The sequence below is a fragment of the Stenotrophomonas maltophilia R551-3 genome, from assembly GCF_000020665.1.
Classification (GTDB): Bacteria; Pseudomonadota; Gammaproteobacteria; order Xanthomonadales; family Xanthomonadaceae; genus Stenotrophomonas; species Stenotrophomonas maltophilia_L.
In genome coordinates this window covers 1,942,467-1,962,879 of the sequence record NC_011071.1, presented here as the reverse complement: position 1 = coordinate 1,962,879, position 20,413 = coordinate 1,942,467, and the positions used below count along the sequence as shown (strand labels likewise).

Sequence of the window (20,413 nt, the reverse complement as noted above, 5' to 3'; positions counted from 1 at the left end):
AGGTATCCAGTAGAGGGGAAGAATTCAGCACAGCCGCGCTCCCGGCGCGTCCAGCGGCGACACCCAGGCATCGCTGTCGAAGCCGGCCGCTGCAAACGCGGCGCGCACCGGTGCCGCTGCGGCATGGGCCTGGTCGGCATCCTCGAACCAGGCGAACACGCTGGGGCCGGCACCGGAGATGCCTGCGCCCATTGCATGGGCCGACAGCGCCGCATCACGGGCAGCTTCGAAGCCGGCAATCAATCCGGCCCGGCGCGGCTCCACCAGCACGTCACGCAGTCCCGCGCGCACCAGTGCGGCATCGCTGCGATGGCAACCACTGAGCACCAGTGCGAGGTTCGCGCTCTGCGCCACGAACTCGCCCAGCGCATAGCTGCCCTGCAGCGCCTGGCGTGCGCGGCGCGTTTCCAGCACCGCGTGCGGATGCACCAGCAGGCTGTGCCAGGTAGCCGGCACTGGAATCGGCAGCAGCCGATCGGCCGTGCACAGCGCAAGACCCCCCAGCAGCAGCGGCCCCACGTTGTCACCGTGGCGACCACCGCTGGCCACCGCCTCGCCATCCAGCGCAAACGGGTACAACGCCTCGCGCGCCAGCGGTGCGTCCAGCAGTGCATTGGCGGCAACCAACGCCGCAACGCTTGACGCCGCCGAACCACCCATGCCGGAGCCGAACGGGATGCCCTTGTCGATCTCGACCGCGAAGCCGAAGTCCAGACCCAGCCCTTCGCGCAACGACATGAGCGCGGCCCCTGCGGTATTGCTGGCAGCGTCCAGCGGCAGCTCGACCGCACTGCCACGGATTGCCTCGATCCGCACCACCGGTTCATCGATGCGACGCACGCTCACGGTATCGCCGACACCGGCAATGGCATGGCCGAGAATATCGAAGCCCACCGCCACGTTGGCCACCGAGGCCGGTGCGAACGCACGTGCGATCACAGCCGCGCTCCTTCACCGGCGGCCACCCGCAGCAGGTCGGCGAACACGCCTGCGGCCGTGACTTCCGGGCCGGCACCCGGCCCCTGCACCACCAGCGGGTTGTCGCAGTAACGGCGGGTACGGAACTGCACCACGTTGTCGGTCAGCCGCAGATTGGCGAACGCATGCTCGATGGGCAGTTCCTGCAGGCCGACCGAGGCACCGTCGGCACCCAGCCGCGCCACGTAGCGCAACACCGCACCGCGCTGCCGTGCGTCCTGCAGGCGCTGCAACAGGCTGGCATCGGACTCGCCCAGGCGCGCCATGAAATCATCCACGCCGCCCTCGCGCAGCAGCGCTGGCACCAGGCTTTCCACCTCGACCTGTTCCAGGCTCAGCGGATGACCGGCTTCGCGGGCCAGGATCACCAGCTTGCGCGCGACATCGATGCCGGACAGATCGTCACGCGGATCCGGCTCGGTGTAGCCCATCGAACGCGCCTGCGCGACCAAGGCCGAGAACGGCTGGCTGCCGTCGTAACGGTTGAACAGCCAGGCCAGCGTGCCGGAGAAGATGCCTTCGATGGCCAGCACCTCGTCGCCGGTATCGACCAGGTCGCGCAGCGTGGTGATCACCGGCAGCCCGGCGCCGACCGTGGCTTCGTAGCGGAAACGCGCACCGCTGGCAGCGGCGGCAGCGCGGATGCGCTGATAGCGCGCCAGCGGACCGGCACCGGCCTGTTTGTTCGGGGTGACCACGTGGATGCCGGCGGCCAGCCAGCCCTCGTAGCGCTCGGCCACCTCGGCACTGCCACTGCAATCGATCACCACCGCGTGCGGCAGGTGCGCGGCCAGCAGGTGCTCGGTGAAACGGTCCAGGTCACTGGCCTCGCCCGCCTGCTGCAGTGCCTGCCGCCAATCGGCATGCAGGCCATCAGCCTCCAGCCGCATGCGCGAACGCGAGGCCAGCGCGCGCAGGCGCAGGTCGACATTGGCCTTGGCCAGCAGCTGCGGGCGCGCCGACAGCAACTGGTCCAGCAGTGCGGCACCGACATTGCCCGGCCCGATCACACCCACCGCAAATGTCTGCGGCGACAGCCAGAAGCCGGCATGTGCGGCGCGCAGCGCACGGGTGGCATCGGCACTGTCCACCGCCACCGAGATGTTGCGTTCCGACGAGCCCTGCGCGATCGCCAGGATGTTCACCTGCGCCCGGCCGAGGGCCTCGAACAGGCGCGCGGCGACGCCGGGCTGGCCCGCCATGCCGTCGCCCACCGCCGCCAGCACGCTGACACCGTCGCTGACCTGCACACGCTGCACGTGGCCGACCGAGAGTTCATGCGCGAATGCCTGCAGCAGCGCCTCACGACCGCGAGCGGCTTCGGCCGCACGCACCACGCAGCAGATCGAATGTTCGGACGACCCCTGCGAGATCATCACCACTGAGACCTGCGCCTGGCGCAGTGCCGCAAAAACGCGTTCGGCGGTGCCGGGGACGCCGATCAGGCCGGTACCCTCCAGGTTGAGCAGGGCCAGTCCGGGACTCAGGGTCAGGCCTTTCACGGGCCCGCGCGGCGAGCGCTCGGCACTGATGCGCGTACCCGGATGCGCCGGCTGGAAGGTGTTGCGGATGAAAATCGGCAGGCCGAGTCGGATCGCCGGCGACATCGTCTGCGGGTGCACCACCTTGGCGCCGAAATAGGCCAGTTCGCAGGCTTCGTCGTAGCTCAGCGATTCCAGCTGTACCGCTTCGGGCACCAGCCGCGGGTCCGCCGACAGCACGCCGTCGACGTCGGTCCAGATGTGCAGTTGGTCGGCGTTGAACAGTGCCGCGAAGATCGCGCCGGAGTAGTCGCTGCCATTGCGGCCGAGCGTGGTGATGCGATCGTGGCGGTCACGGGCAACGAAACCGGTGGCGACCAGGCGCGACTGCGGATGCTGCAGGCGCCATCTGGCCAGGCGATCGGCACTGACTTCCCAGTCGACGTCGACACCCAGCTCGCCGTGCGCGACCACCAGCACGTCGCGCGCATCAAGCACCGCGCAGTCTTCACCCAGCGCGCGCAGGTGGGTACCGAGCAGCTGCGCGGAGAACACTTCGCCCAGGCCCTGCACGCGATCGAGTACCTCGCGCGGCAGTTCGCCGATCACCGCCAGTGCCGCCAGCACGTCGGCCAGCTGATCGAAACGCACGTCAATCCATTCCACGGTCTCGCCCACCTGCTCGCCGAGCAGGGCCACCGCCGCGCCACGATGGCGGGCGCGCAGGGCATGCCAGGCCTCGCGCCAGCCTTCGTCACCCTTTGCCGCCATCTGGGCCAGTTCGATCAGCGCGTCGGTGACGCCCTTCATCGCCGAGACAACGGCGACCTGCAGCGATTCGGGGCGGGCGAGCAGCAGGCCAGCAACATGGCGGTAGCGCTCGGCGTCGGCCACCGAGGTGCCACCGAACTTGTGCACGACAGTGGACGGCGCAGCCAGATCGGACGGAGCAGCGAGATGGGCGGGGGCGTGGGAAGACATGCAGACCTCGGTAGGAGGCCCCGTCGCATGCAGGTGTCGAGTTTCCCCGTCACCTGTATGGTGCGGGGCCGTGGTTTTCGGGAGTTACACGAAGACGACGGGCCGCACCAGGGCAGTGGTGACGGTGGTGGTGGTAATGGTGGTGGTGGCGACCGGCGCAGTCGAACGGCCCGCAGTGGCAGGGGCGATCAGGCTGGCGTGGGCGGCATCAAAAACCATGACGCACAGAAAACACCGGCCGCCGGGGTGCTGTCAAGTGCTGCGATGCAAAAAACCGCTGCGGCGATCATCGGTCATCGTGCCGCCATTTGGTTGCATCTGTGACAAAATCGGTATCAGCGCGCTTGACGACGGCATTCAGCCGGCATGTTCGGCGATCGCCCGTGGTGTGCGGTGGGCGTGCGCACACAGCATCACGCCTGCCACCAGGAACACGATCGCCAGCGCTTCAAGAAGGCTCGGCCAGCGCTGCTGCCAGGCGAATGCGTAGAGCAGCGCGAACAGCGTTTCGAACACGATCATCTGCCCGGTCAGGGTCAACGGCAGCAGGCGGCTGGCGCGGTTCCAGAACGCATTGCCAAGGATCGAAGCCACCACCGCCACGCCGGCACTGATCGCCCAGAAACCACTCCATTGCGCTGACGTGTGGCTGCCGGTGTGGCCGATGAACGCCATCGGCACCAGCAGCAGGGCCAGGCCGCCAGTGGTGACGCCGGTCAGCAGTGACCAGTCGTGGCTGGACAGATCGGAACGGCGCGCCAGCCAGCGGCTGTTGCCGATCGAGTACAGCGCCCAGGAGAACAGCGCACCAAACGCGCACAGCAGGCCGATCAGGCGCTGCCGCCAGGGCGTTGCCAGATGCTCGGACATCAGTGCTTCCCAGCCAACCAGCGCCACGCCCAGCACGCACAGCCCCAGTGCCGGCAACAGCTGCTTCAACGGCACCGCGCCCTGCTCGCGCACGCCAACCAGGGTCACAACCACCGGAATCAGGCCGACAATCAACGACGCCGCCGCACCTCCGGCCCACTGCACGGCCGTGGCCAGCAGCAGGAAGTACACCAGGTTGCCGGCCAGGCTCAGCCACAGCAGACCGATCCACTCGGCACGACCCAACCGCGGGGCCAATCGCTTCCAGCGCGGCAGCAGCAGTACCACGGCGATCAAGCCGTAGACCAGGTAGCGGCCGGCTGACAGTTGCAGGGCGTTGAACGACTGCAGCACGGCGGGCGCGAGGAAGACCACGCCCCACACCGCGCCGGCGGCAACGCCATTGGCGATGCCCAGGGCCATCGGGTTGTTGCGCATTTCGGGTTCTTGGGGGGAGAACAGGCTGCGCAGTGTAAGCGGTGGCCAGCGCGGGCTCTTGACCGAGGCTACTGCCCTCCCGCCCATGTAGAGTCGAGCCATGCTCGACTGCTTTTTGCACGGCCCCTCGCGAACGGCAGCCGAGCATGGGCTCGGCTCTACAGGTCAGATTGCGGCCCTGCGCCAGGCGGCCGGGGTCTGCCCACACTCACGCCGCAGCGCGCGGGTCAGTGCGCTCTGCTCGGAATAGCCTGCGGCCAGCGCGATGTCACTGATCGGCGCCGTACTGGTGCGCAGCTGGTGCTTGGCCCAGCGCAACCGGCCTGCACTGAGCCAAGCCTGCGGGCTGAGCCCGAACTCACGCTGGAACAGCGCGTGCAACCGGCTCTCGCTGACCCCGACGGACGCGGCCATGCGCGCCACCGGCCATGCTTGGCCCGGATCGGCCTGCACCGCCGCGCACAGCCCCTGCATGCGCGCACCACTGCCCGCAGGTGCGAACACCTGCAGCAGCTGCGGCAACAGGGCCGGCATCGGCTGCCCGTCCTGCACACCCGCCAGGCGTTGTCGTAGCGCAAGCGGCAGGTGCAGCCAGCGCTGCCGGCACAGATGCTCCTGCGTGCCGTCATCGAGCACGCCCGGGGGGCAATCGACGATCACGAAACCGTTCGGGCCATCGGCCATCTGATCATGCGCTTCACCAGCAGCCACGAAAGCGCCCTGCAGCAGGTCCAGGCGACCGCCGCGGCCTTCCATCTCGAACTGCAGTTCACCCTGCAGCGGCAGCACCCACTGCGCGTAGTCATGGCGGTCCAGGCCGGTGGCCTGTCCGTAGTGCCGCAGATGGAAGATCGCGCCCATCCGGGCAGTGTGCGCGTGTAACAACGGCCGTGCAAACCGCTGCTATAGTCGATCCGTCATCCAACGCAGGGAGTGCAGGTCATGACCCATCGGCACGTTTTCGCGGTGCTGGCCGCAAGTCTCGGCCTGGCAGTCGCCAGCTCTGCATCGGCACAGGAACGCACCCCGCCCGCTCCGCACTGCATGGATGCGGTCGGCGTGCAGGAAGTGGAGCAGGCATCGCCGCGTTCGATCGCATTGCGCGCCGCCTCCGGCCAGGCCTATCGCATCGATTTCAGCGAAGACTGCCCCGGTGTTCGCGATGCCACCACGCTGAAACTGGAAGCGCCGGCCGGCTGGGCCTGCGGTCGTCCCAGCGAACGCGTCGTGGTCGACGGCCGCAGCTGCGCCGTCAGCGCGATTACCCCGGTACAGGATCGCGACTACGCCAGCGTCGCCCGCACCAGTGACCGCCTGCGCACAGCCACGCTGCCCACCCTGACCATCAGCGAACGCAAAGACGTCCGCCGCAGCTTCGGCGGCTCACCGTCCTACTGCTTCGCCACCCGCAACGTCCGCGCCTGGTCATCCGACCCACAAGGCATGCTGGTGGAGACCAATCCGCGTCGCAATGGTGGTCACCGCTACTACCGCGTCGAACTCGGCGGCCACTGCCGCCAGCTCGACCGTGCGCCGCAGCTCAGCTTCCGCTCCGGCATGCAGAACGGGCTGATCTGTGGCAATCCCGGCGATCGCATCCTCACCGCCGATTTCGAGAATGGCGACCTGCGCAACGATGCGCTGGCGCCGCTGCCGCAGTACACCCGCGGCAGCTGCACGATCCAGGCGGTCTATCCGGCCTCCAGCCAGGCGTCGAACTAACCGTCGACGCCAAGGAAGGTGAACGGTGCGCTGGGCACGAACTGGCCCAGTGCATCGCCGGCAAAGGTATTGCGCTGGTCCTTGCCAAGGTCGAGCTTGAGCACCTGGCCGCCGAAATCGACCTTGTTCAGATCGACCCAGAAGGTGTTCGGAGTCAACGCCGATTCGAAGAAATACAGCCGGCGCTTGTGGTCGGCTACGGTGCGCCAGCGCGTGGACGAGATGTTCGGCTCGCCCGGGGTGGTGATGCCGTACGGCACCGACGCGTTACGGATCACGCTGAAGACACTGGCCAACGCCTCCACCGGGTCTTCCGCCTTGGGAATGGCATTGATGTAGAACGAAGCCCGCGCAAAGCGGTCGGACGAGCGGTTGGTGCCCGGCAGCATCACCGTGCCACCGATCTGCTGCCAGTAGCTGTTGAGTGCCAGCTGCTGCTCGAAGGTCGGCGAGTTGGTCATCACCTGGTAGCGACGATCGTGATGGATCACCTGGCGGCCACCGATGTACTCGACGATAGCGCTGTCGCCACTCGCGTCGGACAGTGACAGGTGCAACGTCGCCTGGCGGTCTTCGCCGGGAACCTTGTCGGTGACGATCGAGTACGGCTCGCGCTTCAGCGCCGCCACCGCCTCTTCCACTGTTGCGAAATTATCGAGTACGTACTGCGCCCACAGCGAGATGGACAAGCCGGGCTTTTTGCCGCGCTGTTGCGGGTATTCCGACTCCACCAGCCACAGCAGGTTGGCGACCAGGCCCTTCTCGTTCATGCCATCGGTGGTCGACACGTCGTAGCCGGTGGCCACCACGCTGCCGTAGCGCGCGGTCCACGCCAGCGACTTCGGGCCGGCCTGGCCGGTGCGCGCAATGCCGCGCGGCAGGACGTAGAGATTGGTCGCTACATCGACCTTCCAGTCCATCGAACGCGCGGTGATCACATCACCGTTGTCGCCCAGGTACACCGCACGCGTGCAGGCCAGTGCCGGTGTGATCGCGGATGCCAGCGCCATGGCCAGCATTGCCTTTCCCTTCCACTTCATCCGTGCCATGTCGGTACGCTCCTTTCCCCGTGGTCCGTGGATCTGACCCGATCCATCGTGACACAGCGGTGAAACCTCAGCGTACGAAGCGGTCGTGCAGCCAGAAGCCCAACAGCATCGCGGGTACGAACCACAGCGCTTCGCGCGATGCCACCGCCAGCCCCGCGATGGCCGGTCCGGGGCAGTAACCAGCCCATCCCCAGCCGATACCGAACAGCGCGGCGCCCAGCAGCAGGCGCGCATCGACATCACGTGCGGTGGGCAGCTGGAAGCGGGCCGCATACCCGGGACGCGCGCGTCGCAGCACCCAGCGCTGCCCGACCGCACTGACCAGCAGCGCCGAGGCCAGCACCCACATCAACGTCGGATCAAAATCACCGGCGACATCGAGGAAGCCGAGCACGCGACGCGCGTCGGTCATCCCGGAAAGCGCCAGCCCAGCGCCAAACAGCACACCGGCCGCAGCGGCGGCCCATAGTGCGCGACTCATGCCAGCCCTCCGCCGTGCCGGATCAGGAACGTGGTCAGCATTGCGCAGGCCATGAACACCAGCACTGCCAGCAGCGAACGCTTCGAGCCGCGGGCCATGCCACAGACGCCATGACCACTGGTACAACCACTGCCCAGGCGCGTGCCGAAGCCCACCAGCAGGCCGGCGCAGATCAACTGCCAGGCCGGCAAGGCATCGCGCAACAGCACGCGTGGCGAGGCCTCGGGCAACGCCTGCCACCACAGCACCAGCCCCGCTGCTGTGAGCAGGCCCAGCAGGAATGCCCAGCGCCAGCCGCGCTCGCCTTCTGCTGCGCGCAGGCTGCCCGCGGCGATCCCACTGATACCCGCCACGCGCCCGACAGTGGCGAGCAGCAACACCGCGGCGGCGCCGATCAGCGCTCCGCCAGCCACCGCGGTCCATGGCAGGTTCATGCCCTGCCCTCTTTCACGCCGCTCATGGGATTGCCCTTTGATTTAGATTTATCTAAATTAGACACTTCTAAACAAAAAGGTCAACCATGGCCCGCACCCCGCTCGACAGCGCCGCCATGGCCGAACACGCCGCCGAGGCTGCAACGCTGCTTAAGAGCCTGGCCCATCCTGCGCGGCTGCGCGTGCTGTGCCGACTGGTGGAAGGCGAAGCGCCGGTGCCGGAACTACAGGCGCTGACCGGGCTCAGTGCATCGGCGCTGTCGCAGCATCTGGCGGTGCTGCGCGAACTGGATATCGTGGCGACCCGCCGCCAGGCGCAGGCCATCCACTACCGCGTGGTCGATGGCCCGGCGCTGGGTGTACTGAAGGCGTTGCATGCCGCCTACTGTGGTGGCGATCCACGCTGAGCCTGTGGTTCGGGGTCAGCCGACGTGAAGGACCGGCTGCACCACCCTGTCGAGCAGGTCCACCGGCGTCGGCGCGGAACGATCGCCCTGCAGTGCGCGAGTAAAGCCGGACCAGTCACTGGCAGACAGCTGACGCAACAGCGCCGCATCCACCGGCAGCGCGCGCATCGACCAGTACGGGAACTGGCGCTGGCCCAGCCGGCCGCGCGCCAGCTCGACGATGTCGATATGGCTGCCCGCCTGCAGGATGCGCTCATACACCGAATCGATGCCGTCCGGTGGTCCCTCGATGTACTGCAGGAAACGGTCACCGTCATGCAGCAGCACGCCGGTCACCCCGGCCAGCTTGTTGAAGCGTGCCGCATCCTCGACCAATACATGCAGGCGTTCGGCGGAAAGATCCGGCAGCACCTTGCTGACGTAGGCGATGGCACGCAATGGCATGGAGCTTCCTTGGCAACGTGAGTCGCCACGGTAGCAGTTGCGGACGAGCCCGTCTCAGTATCCGGAAACGTTTGCTGAAGAATTCAGCTTGCGGTCGCCACCGCCCCGTCACTGCGCCTTGGCAACAACGCCTCGAACACCACCTGCCCTGCTTCGTTGCGGGCACCGATACGGCCGCCATGCGCCCGCACGAACTGATCGACGATGTACAGGCCGAGGCCAAGTCCATTGCTCTGGTGGAAGCTGGCCTTGAACGGTTCGAACAGGCGCGGCAGCAGCGCCGCATCTATCTCACCGGCATTGCGCACCCGCAGCAGCACGTTGCGCGGGTCACGGCCATCCACCTCGACCTGTGCCTCGTTGCCATGCGTCAGTGCATTGCCGATCAGGTTTGCTGCAACCTGTCCCAGTCGATCCAGGTCGCCCTGAAGCTGCGTGTCGCCGTGTGTATCCAGTCGGATCCGGCCTGCACCATGCGCACTGCCCACCTCCGCCACCACCGCGCGGGTGACCTCGGCCAGATCGCAGGTACTGGCCTGCAGGCGCAGGCCGCCGCTGCGGATCCGCGAGAAGTCCAGCAGCTGCTCCACCATCCGCGCCATGCGCAGGGTGCTGGCCTCCAGATACTGCAGCGTCTGCTGCGCACCCGCGTTGCCTTGCGGAAGGTCCAGCGCCAGCTTGTCGACGCACAGCAGGATTGCCGACAACGGCGTACGCAGGTCGTGGGTCAGTACCGCAGCCATCGTCTCGTTGAGCTTGAGCGCACGCTCCAGCGCCTCGTTGCGCGCCTTCAGCAACTGGCGTTGCTGGTACAGCTCGATGAAGACGTTGACCTTGCTCAGGATCACCTGCGGCGCCACCGGCTTGTGCAGGAAATCCACCGCGCCGGTTTCGTAGCCCTTGAACGCGCGCACCGGATCATCCGGCGAGGCGGTCAGGAATATGATCGGTACCGTGCGACTGCGATGCGAACCGCGCATCAGCTCGGCCAGGGTGAAGCCATCGATCTCCGGCATGTGCACGTCCAGCAGGGCCAGCGCGACCTCATGCTCCAGCAGCAGCTCCAGCGCCTGCGCGCCGGAACCGGCCAGCAGCAGATTCACGCCCTCGCGTTGCAGCAGCGCCTGCATGGCCACCAGGTTCTGCGGCACGTCATCGACGATCAGCAGGTTGACCGGGGACTGCGACTGCGCAGGGTCCGGTGGCAGCAGGTTCATGCAAACAACTCCTTCAGGCGACGACACATCAGTTCAAGGGGCAGCACGGCATCGGCGCCAGCGTGCTGCAGGGCGGAGGCCGGCATCATCGATGCCTCGGCCTCCTCGGGACATTGCAGCCAGGCGCGGCCGCCAGCGGCGCGCACGGCGGCCACTCCTTCGCTGCCGTCACTGCTCGCACCGGTCAGCAGCAGCGCCAGCACCTGCGGACCAAACACCGCAGCGGCCGATTCAAACAGCGGGTCGATGGCCGGGCGCGAGAACAGCACTGGCGCATCCACCGACAACGCCACCGCGCCGGCGTCCTCCACCAGCAGGTGGTAGTCCGGCGGGGCGAACGTCACCGTGCCGGGCTGCAGCGGCTGCTTGTCTTCCGCCTCGCGCACCGGCAGCGCGCAATAGGGCGCCAGCACTTCGGCAATGCGGCTGGTACGGTCTCGCGGCAGGTGCAGCACGGCCAGCACCGGCGCCGGCAACCGGGCCGGAAGTGCGCCGAGTACCACCTGCAGCGCGGCAACACCTCCCGCGGAGGCGCCGACCACCAGCACCGCAGGGCGAGCCTGCACCGCCATCAGGCAACCTTCCGGTACAGGCGATGCTCGCGCGAACAGACCGCGAAGGCATCGTGGTGGCGCCCGAACTGCAGCGACTCCTTGCTACCCAGGCCGAGGAATCCGCGGTGCACCAGCGCCTCCCGGAACAGGCCCACGGCCCGGTCCTGAAGATCACGGTTGAAATAGATCAATACGTTGCGGCACGACACCAGGTGCACTTCGGAGAACACGGTATCGGTGGCCAGGCTGTGGTCGGCGAACACCACGTTGCGGCGCAGCTGACGGTCGAACACCGCGCCATCGTAGGCCGTGGCGTAGTAGTCGGACAGCGACGCGGTGCCACCGGCGGCCAGGTAGTTGCGGCTGAACTGGGCCATCCGGTCGATGCCATAGGCACCCGCCTCGGCGGTGGCCAACGCGGCCGGATTGATGTCGGTGGCATAGACGATGCTGCGATCAAGCAGGCCTTCCTCATGCAGCAGGATCGCCAGTGACCACACTTCCTCGCCGGTGCTGCAACCGGCCACCCACAGTTTCACCGACGGATAGGTGCGCAGCACCGGCACCACCTGTTCGCGCAGCTCACGGAAATAGGCGGGGTCACGGAACATCTCCGAGACCTGCACGGTGAAAAACTGCATGGCCTGGGCGAACAGCTCCGGCTCATGCAGCAGGCGATGCTGCAGGTCCGCCAGTCGCTCGCACTCGTAACGCTGCATGGCCTGGCGGATGCGCCGGCGCAGCGACGACACCGCATAGCTGCGGAAGTCGTAGTGGTAGCGCTGGTACAACGCCTCCAGCAACACCTTCAGTTCCAGATCGAACAGCGCCTGCTCGTTCATTGCCGCGAGCACCAGACCCGGCACAGCGAGACCAGCTTGTCGACATCGATCGGCTTGGCGATGTAGTCATTGGCACCGGCCTGCAGGCAACGTTCGCGGTCGTCCGGCATGGCCTTGGCGGTCAGCGCAATGATCGGCAGGTCCTGCAAGTGGCGCTGCGCGCGGATCTCGCGCATCGCGGCCAGGCCGTCCTTCTCCGGCATCATGATGTCCATCAGCACCAGGTCGACCTCGCGCTCAGCCAGGCGATCCACCGCCTCCTGGCCGTTGCGCGCGATCTCCAACGTCACGCCCAGCGGCTCGAGCACGCTGGACAGCGCGAAGATGTTGCGCACGTCATCCTCGGCCAGCAGCACGGTACGGCCATCGAGCACGGTATCGCGGCGGCGTGCCTCGCGCAGCAGGCGCTGCTGGTCGCTGGGTAGGCTGGCCTCGACGCTGTGCAGGAACAGGGTCACCTCGTCCAGCAGTCGCTCCGGGGAGCGCGCGCCCTTGATGATGATGCTCTTCGAGTAACGGCGCAGACGCTGCTCTTCCTCGCGGCTGAGCGCACGGCCGGTGTAGACGATCACCGGCGGGAAGCCGACGTCATCGTTGCTGGCCATATGCTCGAGCAGGTCGTAACCGCTGCCATCCGGCAACGACAGATCCATCACCATGCAATCGAAGGTAACCGTGCTGAGCTGTTCCAGCGCGCCGGCGAGAGTACCGACGGCGACAATCTGCAGTTGCTCGCGGCCCAGCAGCAGCTCCAGGTTGCGGCGCAGCTCGCTGTCGTCCTCGACGATCAGCAGGCGCCGCACATCGCGCCGGCTGGTCTGTTCCAGCTGCTCGATGGCCGCTGCCAGTCGCTCACGTGTGGTCGGCTTGATCGCGAAGCCGATCGCGCCCAACTCGCGCGCGACCTGGCTGCGATCCATCGCCGAAACCACATGCACCGGGATGTGGCGCGTGTCCGGATTGCGCTTCAGCCGCTCCAGCACGCTCAGACCGGAAACGTCGGGCAGGCCGATATCGAGCAGGATGCCGTTCGGACGCAGCTCGGCGGCCAGCGCCAGGGCCTCTTCGGCCGTACTGGCTACCACGCAGTCGAAGTCCAGCTCATGGGCCAGTGACACGAGCGCCTCGGCGAAGGTGGTGTCATCCTCCACTGCGAGGATCAGCCGACCGGCGCGCTGGCGCCGGCCCCGGTCATCCGCCACGCTTGCAACTGCCATCGACACAGCAGCGGGGGGCACAGCCGCAGGCGCAGCCACAACACGAGCGGGCGCCGGTGCTGCCACTGGCAACGGAACAGCTTCCGTCGCCATCGCCGGGAGAGCTTGGGACGCCGGCGCACCCTGCAGCGGCAGCTCAAGGATGAAGCAGCTGCCGCGTCCCGGCTCGCTGTCAACCTGGATGCTGCCGCCCATGCGCTCGGCCAGGTCGCGCGAGATCGACAGGCCCAGGCCGGTGCCGCCGTAGCGGCGACGCGTGCTGCCATCGGCCTGGCGGAACGCCTCGAAGATGACCGGCAGCTGCTCGCGGGCAATGCCGATGCCGGTATCGCAGACATCGAAACGCACGCGCCCATTGCCGCCAGCGCGCACGTGCAGGCTGACCTTGCCGTGCTCGGTGAACTTCAGGGCATTGGCCAGCAGGTTCTTCAGGATCTGCTGCAGGCGCTGGTTGTCGGCCACCAGTTGGGTCGGTGCCAGCGCATCGGCCTCGATCTCCAGCGCCAGGCCCTTCTGTCGTGCCATCGGCTCGAAGGTCTCGCGCAGGCGTTGCAGCACACTGTCGACCACCACCACTTCATCGGCCAGCTCGACATGACCGGCCTCGATGCGCGACAGATCGAGGATGTCGTTGATCAGCGCCAGCAGGTCATTATTGGACGACAGGATCGCGCGGGCATACTTCACCTGCTCTTCGGTCAGCGTGCCGTCCTTGTTGTCAGCCAGCAGCTTGGCCAGGATCAGCGAGCTGTTCAGTGGCGTGCGCAGCTCGTGCGACATGTTGGCGAGGAACTCGGACTTGTAACGCGAGGTGGCAGCCAGCTCATTGCTGTTGCGGACCAACTGCCCCTGCGCAACCAGCAGCGCCTGCTTCTGTGCCTCCAGTTCATGGGTACGCTCTTCCAGCTGGACATTGCTCTGCTCCAGCTCGGCTTGCTGCTCTTCCAGATGGCTCTGCGACTGCAACAGGCTGCGGCTCTGCTCTTCCAGCTCCTCGTTGGCCACGCGCAGCTCTTCCTGCTGGGCCTGCAGTTCTTCGCCCTGACGCTGCGATTCTTCCAGCAGGACCACCAGCTGCGCCCTCAGCAATGACGCGCGCAGGGCCATGCCGATGGTCTCGGCGCAGCGCTCCAGCAGTTCGTCGTCCAGGCCCTGCTGGTCACCGATGCGCGCCCGGCCCAGCTCGATGACACCCACCACGCTGCCATCGCTGTTGATCGGCGCCAGGATGCGTTCGCGCACCGGCAACCGGCCCAGGCTGGTCTGCAGTTCGAGCACAGCTGCCTCGTCGCCGTGCAGGTGACGGATGCGCTCATCACGCGCGACCTGCCCGGCCAGCCCTTCCTGCAACGACAACGAGGCGGGTGTGCCGGATGGCAGCGCCATGCCACCGGTGAGCTGCAGCCGTCCGCCCTCCAGCCGATAGACCGCCCCTACGTCGGCGCGCAGCTGCTCCGCCAGGCGGGTCACCGCCGCGTCGGCGATCTGCTCCGGGCCCAGGTCGCCGCGCAGGCTCATCGCCACTGCATTCTCGGCTTCCTGCAGCCACAACGCCCGCATCGCCTGGCGCCGGGCCTGGATCGCTCGGGAAACAATCAGCGCGATCATCAGGAATGCGCCGCCGCCGATGCTGCGATTGACAAACGAGAATGCCGAGTTCGAGCTGGCCGGTGCAACGTTATAGCCGACAATCAACAGAATGCAGGCGAGCACCGCCACGATGAATGGAGCCCGCGCACTGCGCTGGAACACCGTCACGCCCACGGCAAGGAAGTAAGCCAGCCATACCGCGTAGCCCAGCGGCACCACCAGCTCCAGTGCAATGGTCGCGCCCAGCAGCACAGCAGAGGTCATCCAGATCCAGCGGTCACGCGTGGTCGCACCAGGACGCATGCAGGTCGGCTCCAGTAGACAAAAAGGTGGGTGATGGTACTCCGTGTCGTATTCAGCCGCACAGGACCATTGGCACGTGCCGCGCCTCCACACCGCCTTCACACTTGAATGCCTAGCTTCACGTCCCTCACAGGGGTAACACTTATTTGTACGTGGACGCTGATGCCTCTACGACGTCCGTGCTGACGGACCCTTCTCGCCAACTGCGACTGCTGATCGACAGCGTGCGCGACCATGCGCTGTACCTGCTTGATCCTGATGGCATCGTCTGCAGCTGGAACCCGGGCGCGGAGCGCATCAAGGGCTATTCAGCCGATGAAGTGGTCGGCACGCACTTTGGCCGTTTCTATCTGGCTGCCGATCGCGAAGCCGGGGAACCGCAGCGCTTGCTCCGCCTCGCAGCGCAGCAGGGCCACGTCGCCAGTGAAGGCTGGCGAGTGCGCCGCGATGGCTCGTCTTTCCGTGCCAGCGTGGTCATCGAGCCGGTCGTCGAAGCGGGCGAGCTACTCGGCTTCGTCAAGATCACCCGCGACATCACCGAGCAGTGGCAGGCACAGCGGTTGCTGCGTGATGCCCAGCGCGCGCTGCGCAATACCCAACAGTTCGAGACGGTCGGCCGCCTCAGCCGCGGGCTGTCGCACGAGTTCAATAATCTGCTGACCACCATCGGCAACGCACTGGACCTGCTGTCCCTGCGCGTGAACGGTGACGATGCGCGCGCCGCCGAGCTGCTTGATGCGGCGCAGACTGCGACCGATCGCGGTGCACTGCTGACCCGCCAGCTGTTGGCCTTCAGCACCGGGCAGACCCTGATCCGCGAACCACTGGATATCAATGCGCTGATACGGCAGTGGCTGCCGGACCTGCAACGCGCCTGCCCGCCCACGGTGGTGCTGGATGCGCAGCTTGCGCCCGGCCTGCCTGCGATCAACACCGATGCGCTGCAGCTGCAGACGGCGCTGGCCAATCTGGTCGCCAATGCCGCAGATGCTACCCTTGAAGGCGGCCGCATCCTGATCGGCACTGCACTGGAGCATCGCCTCGACCCGGATGCGGACTCCACGCTGCAACGTGGCTATGTCACCCTCAGCGTCTGCGACGAGGGCCATGGCATGGCCGCTGATATCGCCGAACGGGCAACCGAACCGTTCTTCACCACCAAGGACATCGGCAAAGGCAGCGGCCTGGGCCTGAGCCAGGTGTTCGGATTCACTACCCAGAGCGGCGGCTTCGTCGACGTGTCCACCACGCCCGGTGTCGGCACCACGGTCAGCCTGCTGCTTCCCGCAATGGAGGAACCTGCCCATGACCGATGACCCGATCCGCGTATTGATGGTGGAGGATCAGACCGATCTTCGCGAAATGATCGGCCTGGCCCTGCGCGATTTCGGCATCGACGTGGCCACGACCGCCGATGCACACGAAGCGGCCGCCCTGTTGAAGGGTGAAGCACGCTTCGACGTGGTGTTCAGCGACATCAGCATGCCCAACGGCATGTCCGGCATCGAACTCAGCGAACACGTGGCGCGCGATCAACCGCAGGCGCGGATGATCCTGTCATCCGGCTACGCCCGCTCGCAGCTGCCGCCGCTACCCGAGCAGGTTGAGTTCCTGCCCAAGCCCTATCGCCTGCGCCAGCTGGTGGAGCTGTTGAAACAGGCGTGAGGCCTGCCCAGCTGCGTGGGCAGCACGACGGTCACCCTTTCATCGCACCATGACGGAACGAGGCCAGCAGCGTGGACGCTGCAGATGCCGGTGCCATGCGACCGCGCGCAAGCGACCAGGTGATGCCGTAGAAGCAGGTCCAGTAAAAGTCCGCCAGCCACACCGCGCTGAACTCGACGTTGAACACACCGGCCTTCTGGCCATCCAGGAAAAACGCCTCGAAGCGATCGCCGATCGGTGCCCAGCGCTCTGGCAGCAGATGCAGGTCACCCTGCCGCTGCTGCTCTTCCATCATCCTCGCGAACACCAGGGTCACCAGCTCCCAATCGGCGAGCAGCGTGGTGGTGACCTGCTCCAGCACGTGCTGCGCATCAGCGCCCTTGTCGAACCAGCTGGCCGCTGCCTCCAGGCGCTCGAAGCCCGCGGCGAACAACGCCTCGTCGATCGCCTCGCGGGTCGGCGCGAACCGGTACAGGGTGGCGCGACTGATGCCGGCCCCCCTCGCCAGCTCGCTGAGCGTGCAGCGCGGATGACTGACCAGGGTGGCCGCCAGGGCGTGGTGCAGGTCGCGGCGTGGGCGGGCGGTGGCGGGTCGCATGAAAGGGTCGGAAACCGGGAATACGGCCACGCTAGCATGAATCATCAATTAATAAACTGAATCAAAAGTGATTCATCCGAATCGCAGATGCGCTACAAGGGAGCTGCGTCCGGTGCACCCGGGTCGGTGCATGGCAGGGAACGCGTCACAGGCATCGAAGGAGAAAGGCCATGCTGCATCCCCTACGCGATATCGCTGTGCTGTTCGATGCCAGCGACACCGGACAACGCGTACTGAACATCGCCTCCCACTTGGCGCAGGCACAGCAGGCGCATCTGGTCGCAGTGTCCACTGCCCAGCATCCCACCGACATCGCCAACGGGTTCGCGCGTGGCGCCGGCATTGCCGCAGCGCTCGATCATGAAGCGCGCGCCGACGCGGCCTGTACCGCGCAGTTGATGCAGAACCTGCGTGCCGTGTCCGAACCACTGCAGATCAGCACCGAGCTACGCATCGTTTCGGATTATCTGGGCGGTGCCGACCTGGCCCTGCAATCGCTGTACTGCGACCTGATCATCGCCGGCTATCCGCACACACCCGGCGCCCCCAGCGGCTGGCGGCCCCTGGGCACGCTGCGCCAGACCGGCGTGCCAATGCTGCTGGTGCCTCCACACTGGCGCGGTGAACAGGTCGGTCGTCGCATCGTGGTGGCCTGGAATGCCAGCAAACAGGCGCGTCGCGCGGTGGCCGATGCGCTGCCGCTGCTCGCCCGTGCACAGGCCGTGCACCTGCTGATGGTCGACACGCCCAAGACCGAAGGCGCACCCGGTACCGAGATGGCCCAGCATCTGGCGCGGCACGGCGTTGAAGTGGAAGTACAGGCGATCAACTCGAGCCAGGGCGGCATCGCCGCAACCATCCGCCAGCACGTGCTGGACGCCGAAGCCGATCTGCTGGTTCTGGGCCCCTACAGCCGCAGCCGGGTGGTGGAGCGCGTGCTTGGCGGGGTCACCGAGGATCTGCTGGCCGAAGTGCCGGCGCCGCTGTTCGTATCGCACTAGTCCCGCCCTGCCCCGCTCGGCGGTAGCCGGTCAGCGATTGACCGGTATGCCGCCGGAAATACCGGCACAGGTACGACGCATCCTCGAACTGCAGGCGATCGGCAATGCGTCCGATCGGCAATTCGCTGTACGTAAGCAGCGCCTTGATCTCCAGCACCACCTGGCGGTCGATCAACGCCTTCGGCGTTTCATCGAAACATTCGCGGGTGAGCTGCGAGAGATAGAACGGGGTGATGCACAGCGCCTCCGCATAGGACTGCACGTCACGCTGGCGCGTGCTGCGCTGGCCCACCAGCTCCCAGAAGTTCCAGGCCAGGCGCTCGCGCCGGCTGACCTGTGCCGGCACCCGCTTCTGCTTCGGCAGCAGCGTGGCCATCTTCAGGAAGAAGCTCTGCAGCAGATTGCGCAGCATCACATGGCGGTGCCGTCCGCCGTTGTGCTGCGCGTCCATCATCAGCTGCAGCCAGCCCTGCAGCAGCGGCAGATCCAGCGCTGACGGCCGACAGTGCGGCTGTTCGTGCAGGAACTGGAACAGCGCATTGGGCAGTACATAAGCCACCTCCGACGCCAGCGCCTTGGGCATCAGGCAGACCACGGCCAGAAAGCCGCGTGAGCGCTGCCGCAGCAGCGCCAGCGTGTCCTCGGCCAGCACCAGCACATCGTGCCGTTGCATCGCCACCTCGCGGAAGTTCAGTGCAAAGCGTGCGCGCCCCGATACGCATACCAGTACCGCCAGATAGGCGTGGCCGAACGACAACGGGACGCCCTGCCCCTCGGCCAGCGTGCTGACCTCCAGGCGCATGGATTCGTCCTGATCCAGAAGCTGGGGTATGCGGTCCATGGGCCCTTCCGGCTGGATTCCGGGGCACAGCATAGCGGCCCTCGGCATTGAGTTGTCAAAAGTACCGGAATCATCAAGGTCCCGCCCTGTGCCCGCGATGCGCCGGAACCTAGCCTGTGCACTCTCTTTCTGTACCTGGAACTGCCATGCAGCTGCACACTGAACGCCTGATCCTGCGCCCCTGGCGCGACACCGACGCCGCCGATCTGTACGAGTACGCCCGCGACCCGCGCGTGGGCCCCATCGCCGGCTGGCCGGTACACACCAGCGTCGAGGAAAGTACCGAAATCATCCGCACCGTCTTCAATCAGCCGGAGGTCTACGCACTGCAGAACCGCGAGGATGGCCGCGCCATCGGCTGCGTCGGCATCCTGATCGGCGCTGACAGCAATTTCGAGATCAGCAATCGAGAGGGTGAGATCGCCTACTGGATCGGCGTCCCGTACTGGGGCCGCGGGCTGGTCCCCGAAGCGGTGCGCGAAGTGATGCGACACGCCTTCATGCAGCTGGAACTGGACGCACTGTGGTGCGGCTACTTCGCTGACAACCTGCAATCGCTCAGCGCACAGAGCAAATGCGGTTTTCAGCATCACCATACCGAAGTGGACAAGTTCAACAGCTTTCTCGGCGACTACCGCACCGAGCACATCAGCCGCATCACCCGCGAGCAGTGGTTTGCCCTGCAGGCCGCCACACCGGCCTGAGCGGTCTCAGCCCGCCATGTGCTGCATGAATAGAAGTTCTGGCGTCGAGGACGCGCCGACCTGCTGGAAACCGAGGTCGCGATACAGGGCAACGGCGGCTGCGTTGTCACGATAGACGCGCAGGGTGAGGCGTTGCATACCGTCTTCGCGCAGCGCCTGTTCCCCCAGGGACTGCATGAGCAGCCGGCCAAGGCCGCGCCCGCGCGCCAATGGCGAAACAATGATGCGGCCCAGGTGTGCGGTGCAGGCGTCGGTCATCCAGTACTGGCCAAAGCCAAGGCACTGGCCCTGCTCGTCCAGCAGCGCCCAGCCCGGCCGCAACCCGAGTTCGAGCACCTGCGCGAACCGTTCCGACGGTAAGGGAAACGGCACACCGGGGCCTGCCCAGCGCTGGGTGGCCTCGGCGGAATCAAGCCAATCGGCGATGGTGGCGTAGTGCGGAGGCTGGACAGGGCAAAGGCTCGGCTTCATGACGCTCATGGTGCGCCATCTGCACCGAGCAGACACGCTGCACGGTGGCGCTTGAGTTTTGTCATAGGACAACAAACAATTCCAGGCGTCCAGCCGCCACGCCCCAAGCGCGGTAGCACCCAGCC

General features: G+C 66.6%; 22 protein-coding genes. 7 read left to right on the top strand and 15 right to left on the bottom strand.

The features are described 5' to 3' along the window. Positions 1 to 24 precede the first annotated feature (24 nt). Positions 25 to 939, bottom strand: a complete 915-nt coding sequence (locus SMAL_RS08970; RefSeq protein WP_012510880.1) for a homoserine kinase — start codon at positions 937 to 939, stop codon at positions 25 to 27. Further along, positions 936 to 3,440 (bottom strand): bifunctional aspartate kinase/homoserine dehydrogenase I, encoded by a 2,505-nt coding sequence (thrA, locus tag SMAL_RS08965; RefSeq protein ID WP_012510879.1) that lies wholly within the window; start codon positions 3,438 to 3,440, stop codon positions 936 to 938. Before thrA ends, SMAL_RS08970 begins: the two co-directional genes overlap by 4 nt. A 27-nt stretch (positions 3,441 to 3,467) precedes the next feature. Between thrA and SMAL_RS21095 the strand changes: the two genes are divergently transcribed. After that, positions 3,468 to 3,764, top strand: a complete 297-nt coding sequence (locus tag SMAL_RS21095; protein ID WP_162564129.1) for a hypothetical protein — start codon at positions 3,468 to 3,470, stop codon at positions 3,762 to 3,764. Between the two features lie 33 nt (positions 3,765 to 3,797). Here the strand turns inward: SMAL_RS21095 and SMAL_RS08960 are convergent, their stop codons facing one another. Together SMAL_RS08960 and SMAL_RS08955 are read right to left on the bottom strand one after the other, a co-directional pair. Beyond that, on the bottom strand, positions 3,798 to 4,748 hold the full coding sequence (locus tag SMAL_RS08960) for a DMT family transporter (RefSeq protein ID WP_012510878.1): 951 nt from the start codon (positions 4,746 to 4,748) through the stop codon (positions 3,798 to 3,800). 165 nt (positions 4,749 to 4,913) lie between these two features. Then, positions 4,914 to 5,609: a helix-turn-helix domain-containing protein gene (locus SMAL_RS08955; RefSeq protein WP_012510877.1), complete on the bottom strand. Its 696-nt coding sequence runs from the start codon at positions 5,607 to 5,609 to the stop codon at positions 4,914 to 4,916. Positions 5,610 to 5,690: 81 nt separating this feature from the next. Between SMAL_RS08955 and SMAL_RS08950 the strand changes: the two genes are divergently transcribed. Beyond that, positions 5,691 to 6,470 (top strand): DUF6491 family protein, encoded by a 780-nt coding sequence (locus SMAL_RS08950; protein WP_012510876.1) that lies wholly within the window; start codon positions 5,691 to 5,693, stop codon positions 6,468 to 6,470. Here SMAL_RS08950 and SMAL_RS08945 read toward each other — a convergent pair. The 3 genes from SMAL_RS08945 to SMAL_RS08935 all read right to left on the bottom strand — a co-directional run bounded on the left by SMAL_RS08945 (position 6,467) and on the right by SMAL_RS08935 (position 8,434). Continuing rightward, positions 6,467 to 7,519 (bottom strand): linear amide C-N hydrolase, encoded by a 1,053-nt coding sequence (locus SMAL_RS08945; RefSeq protein WP_012510875.1) that lies wholly within the window; start codon positions 7,517 to 7,519, stop codon positions 6,467 to 6,469. The genes SMAL_RS08950 and SMAL_RS08945 overlap by 4 nt on opposite strands. Before the next feature lie 67 nt (positions 7,520 to 7,586). Further along, positions 7,587 to 8,000, bottom strand: coding sequence for a DUF6691 family protein (locus SMAL_RS08940; RefSeq protein ID WP_012510874.1), 414 nt, complete (start codon positions 7,998 to 8,000; stop codon positions 7,587 to 7,589). Further along, entirely contained in the window at positions 7,997 to 8,434 is a 438-nt protein-coding gene (locus SMAL_RS08935; RefSeq protein ID WP_012510873.1) for a YeeE/YedE family protein, read from the bottom strand. Before SMAL_RS08935 ends, SMAL_RS08940 begins: the two co-directional genes overlap by 4 nt. A gap of 86 nt (positions 8,435 to 8,520) precedes the next feature. Here SMAL_RS08935 and SMAL_RS08930 point away from each other — a divergent pair, with 86 nt between their 5' ends. Continuing rightward, entirely contained in the window at positions 8,521 to 8,841 is a 321-nt protein-coding gene (locus SMAL_RS08930) for an ArsR/SmtB family transcription factor (protein ID WP_012510872.1), read from the top strand. Between the two features lie 15 nt (positions 8,842 to 8,856). Here SMAL_RS08930 and SMAL_RS08925 read toward each other — a convergent pair whose 3' ends face one another. From SMAL_RS08925 to SMAL_RS08905, 5 genes are all read right to left on the bottom strand, one after another. After that, complete coding sequence (locus SMAL_RS08925) at positions 8,857 to 9,285, bottom strand: BLUF domain-containing protein (RefSeq protein WP_012510871.1); 429 nt, start codon at positions 9,283 to 9,285, stop codon at positions 8,857 to 8,859. Positions 9,286 to 9,368: 83 nt separating this feature from the next. Then, positions 9,369 to 10,502, bottom strand: coding sequence for a hybrid sensor histidine kinase/response regulator (locus SMAL_RS08920; protein WP_012510870.1), 1,134 nt, complete (start codon positions 10,500 to 10,502; stop codon positions 9,369 to 9,371). Then, positions 10,499 to 11,074, bottom strand: a complete 576-nt coding sequence (locus SMAL_RS08915) for a chemotaxis protein CheB (protein WP_012510869.1) — start codon at positions 11,072 to 11,074, stop codon at positions 10,499 to 10,501. The genes SMAL_RS08920 and SMAL_RS08915 overlap by 4 nt, the downstream gene beginning before the upstream one ends. Further along, positions 11,074 to 11,898: a CheR family methyltransferase gene (locus SMAL_RS08910; protein ID WP_006362979.1), complete on the bottom strand. Its 825-nt coding sequence runs from the start codon at positions 11,896 to 11,898 to the stop codon at positions 11,074 to 11,076. The genes SMAL_RS08915 and SMAL_RS08910 overlap by 1 nt, the downstream gene beginning before the upstream one ends. Continuing rightward, the gene (locus SMAL_RS08905; protein ID WP_012510868.1) at positions 11,895 to 15,008 is read right to left on the bottom strand and encodes a response regulator; all 3,114 of its coding nucleotides are present in this window, start codon (positions 15,006 to 15,008) and stop codon (positions 11,895 to 11,897) included. The genes SMAL_RS08910 and SMAL_RS08905 overlap by 4 nt, the downstream gene beginning before the upstream one ends. A gap of 152 nt (positions 15,009 to 15,160) precedes the next feature. On the opposite strand from SMAL_RS08905, the gene SMAL_RS08900 reads away from it, so the two are divergent. Both SMAL_RS08900 and SMAL_RS08895 read left to right on the top strand, forming a co-directional pair. Then, on the top strand, positions 15,161 to 16,324 hold the full coding sequence (locus SMAL_RS08900; RefSeq protein ID WP_012510867.1) for a two-component system sensor histidine kinase NtrB: 1,164 nt from the start codon (positions 15,161 to 15,163) through the stop codon (positions 16,322 to 16,324). Then, positions 16,314 to 16,673: a response regulator gene (locus SMAL_RS08895; protein WP_006362973.1), complete on the top strand. Its 360-nt coding sequence runs from the start codon at positions 16,314 to 16,316 to the stop codon at positions 16,671 to 16,673. The genes SMAL_RS08900 and SMAL_RS08895 overlap by 11 nt, the downstream gene beginning before the upstream one ends. 31 nt (positions 16,674 to 16,704) lie before the next feature. Here the strand turns inward: SMAL_RS08895 and SMAL_RS08890 are convergent, their stop codons facing one another. Continuing rightward, complete coding sequence (locus SMAL_RS08890; RefSeq protein WP_012510866.1) at positions 16,705 to 17,271, bottom strand: TetR/AcrR family transcriptional regulator; 567 nt, start codon at positions 17,269 to 17,271, stop codon at positions 16,705 to 16,707. Between the two features lie 170 nt (positions 17,272 to 17,441). On the opposite strand from SMAL_RS08890, the gene SMAL_RS08885 reads away from it, so the two are divergent. Continuing rightward, complete coding sequence (locus SMAL_RS08885) at positions 17,442 to 18,272, top strand: universal stress protein (protein WP_012510865.1); 831 nt, start codon at positions 17,442 to 17,444, stop codon at positions 18,270 to 18,272. Here SMAL_RS08885 and SMAL_RS08880 read toward each other — a convergent pair. Continuing rightward, the gene (locus tag SMAL_RS08880; RefSeq protein ID WP_041864508.1) at positions 18,220 to 19,113 is read right to left on the bottom strand and encodes a helix-turn-helix domain-containing protein; all 894 of its coding nucleotides are present in this window, start codon (positions 19,111 to 19,113) and stop codon (positions 18,220 to 18,222) included. The two genes, SMAL_RS08885 and SMAL_RS08880, sit on opposite strands and share 53 nt — an antisense overlap. Before the next feature lie 146 nt (positions 19,114 to 19,259). Here SMAL_RS08880 and SMAL_RS08875 point away from each other — a divergent pair, with 146 nt between their 5' ends. Then, the gene (locus SMAL_RS08875; protein WP_012510863.1) at positions 19,260 to 19,817 is read left to right on the top strand and encodes a GNAT family N-acetyltransferase; all 558 of its coding nucleotides are present in this window, start codon (positions 19,260 to 19,262) and stop codon (positions 19,815 to 19,817) included. Between the two features lie 6 nt (positions 19,818 to 19,823). Here the strand turns inward: SMAL_RS08875 and SMAL_RS08870 are convergent, their stop codons facing one another. Then, positions 19,824 to 20,297 carry a GNAT family N-acetyltransferase gene (locus SMAL_RS08870; protein WP_012510862.1) on the bottom strand — a complete coding sequence of 158 codons (474 nt, stop codon included), beginning with the start codon at positions 20,295 to 20,297 and terminating at the stop codon, positions 19,824 to 19,826. Positions 20,298 to 20,413: the final 116 nt, after the last annotated feature.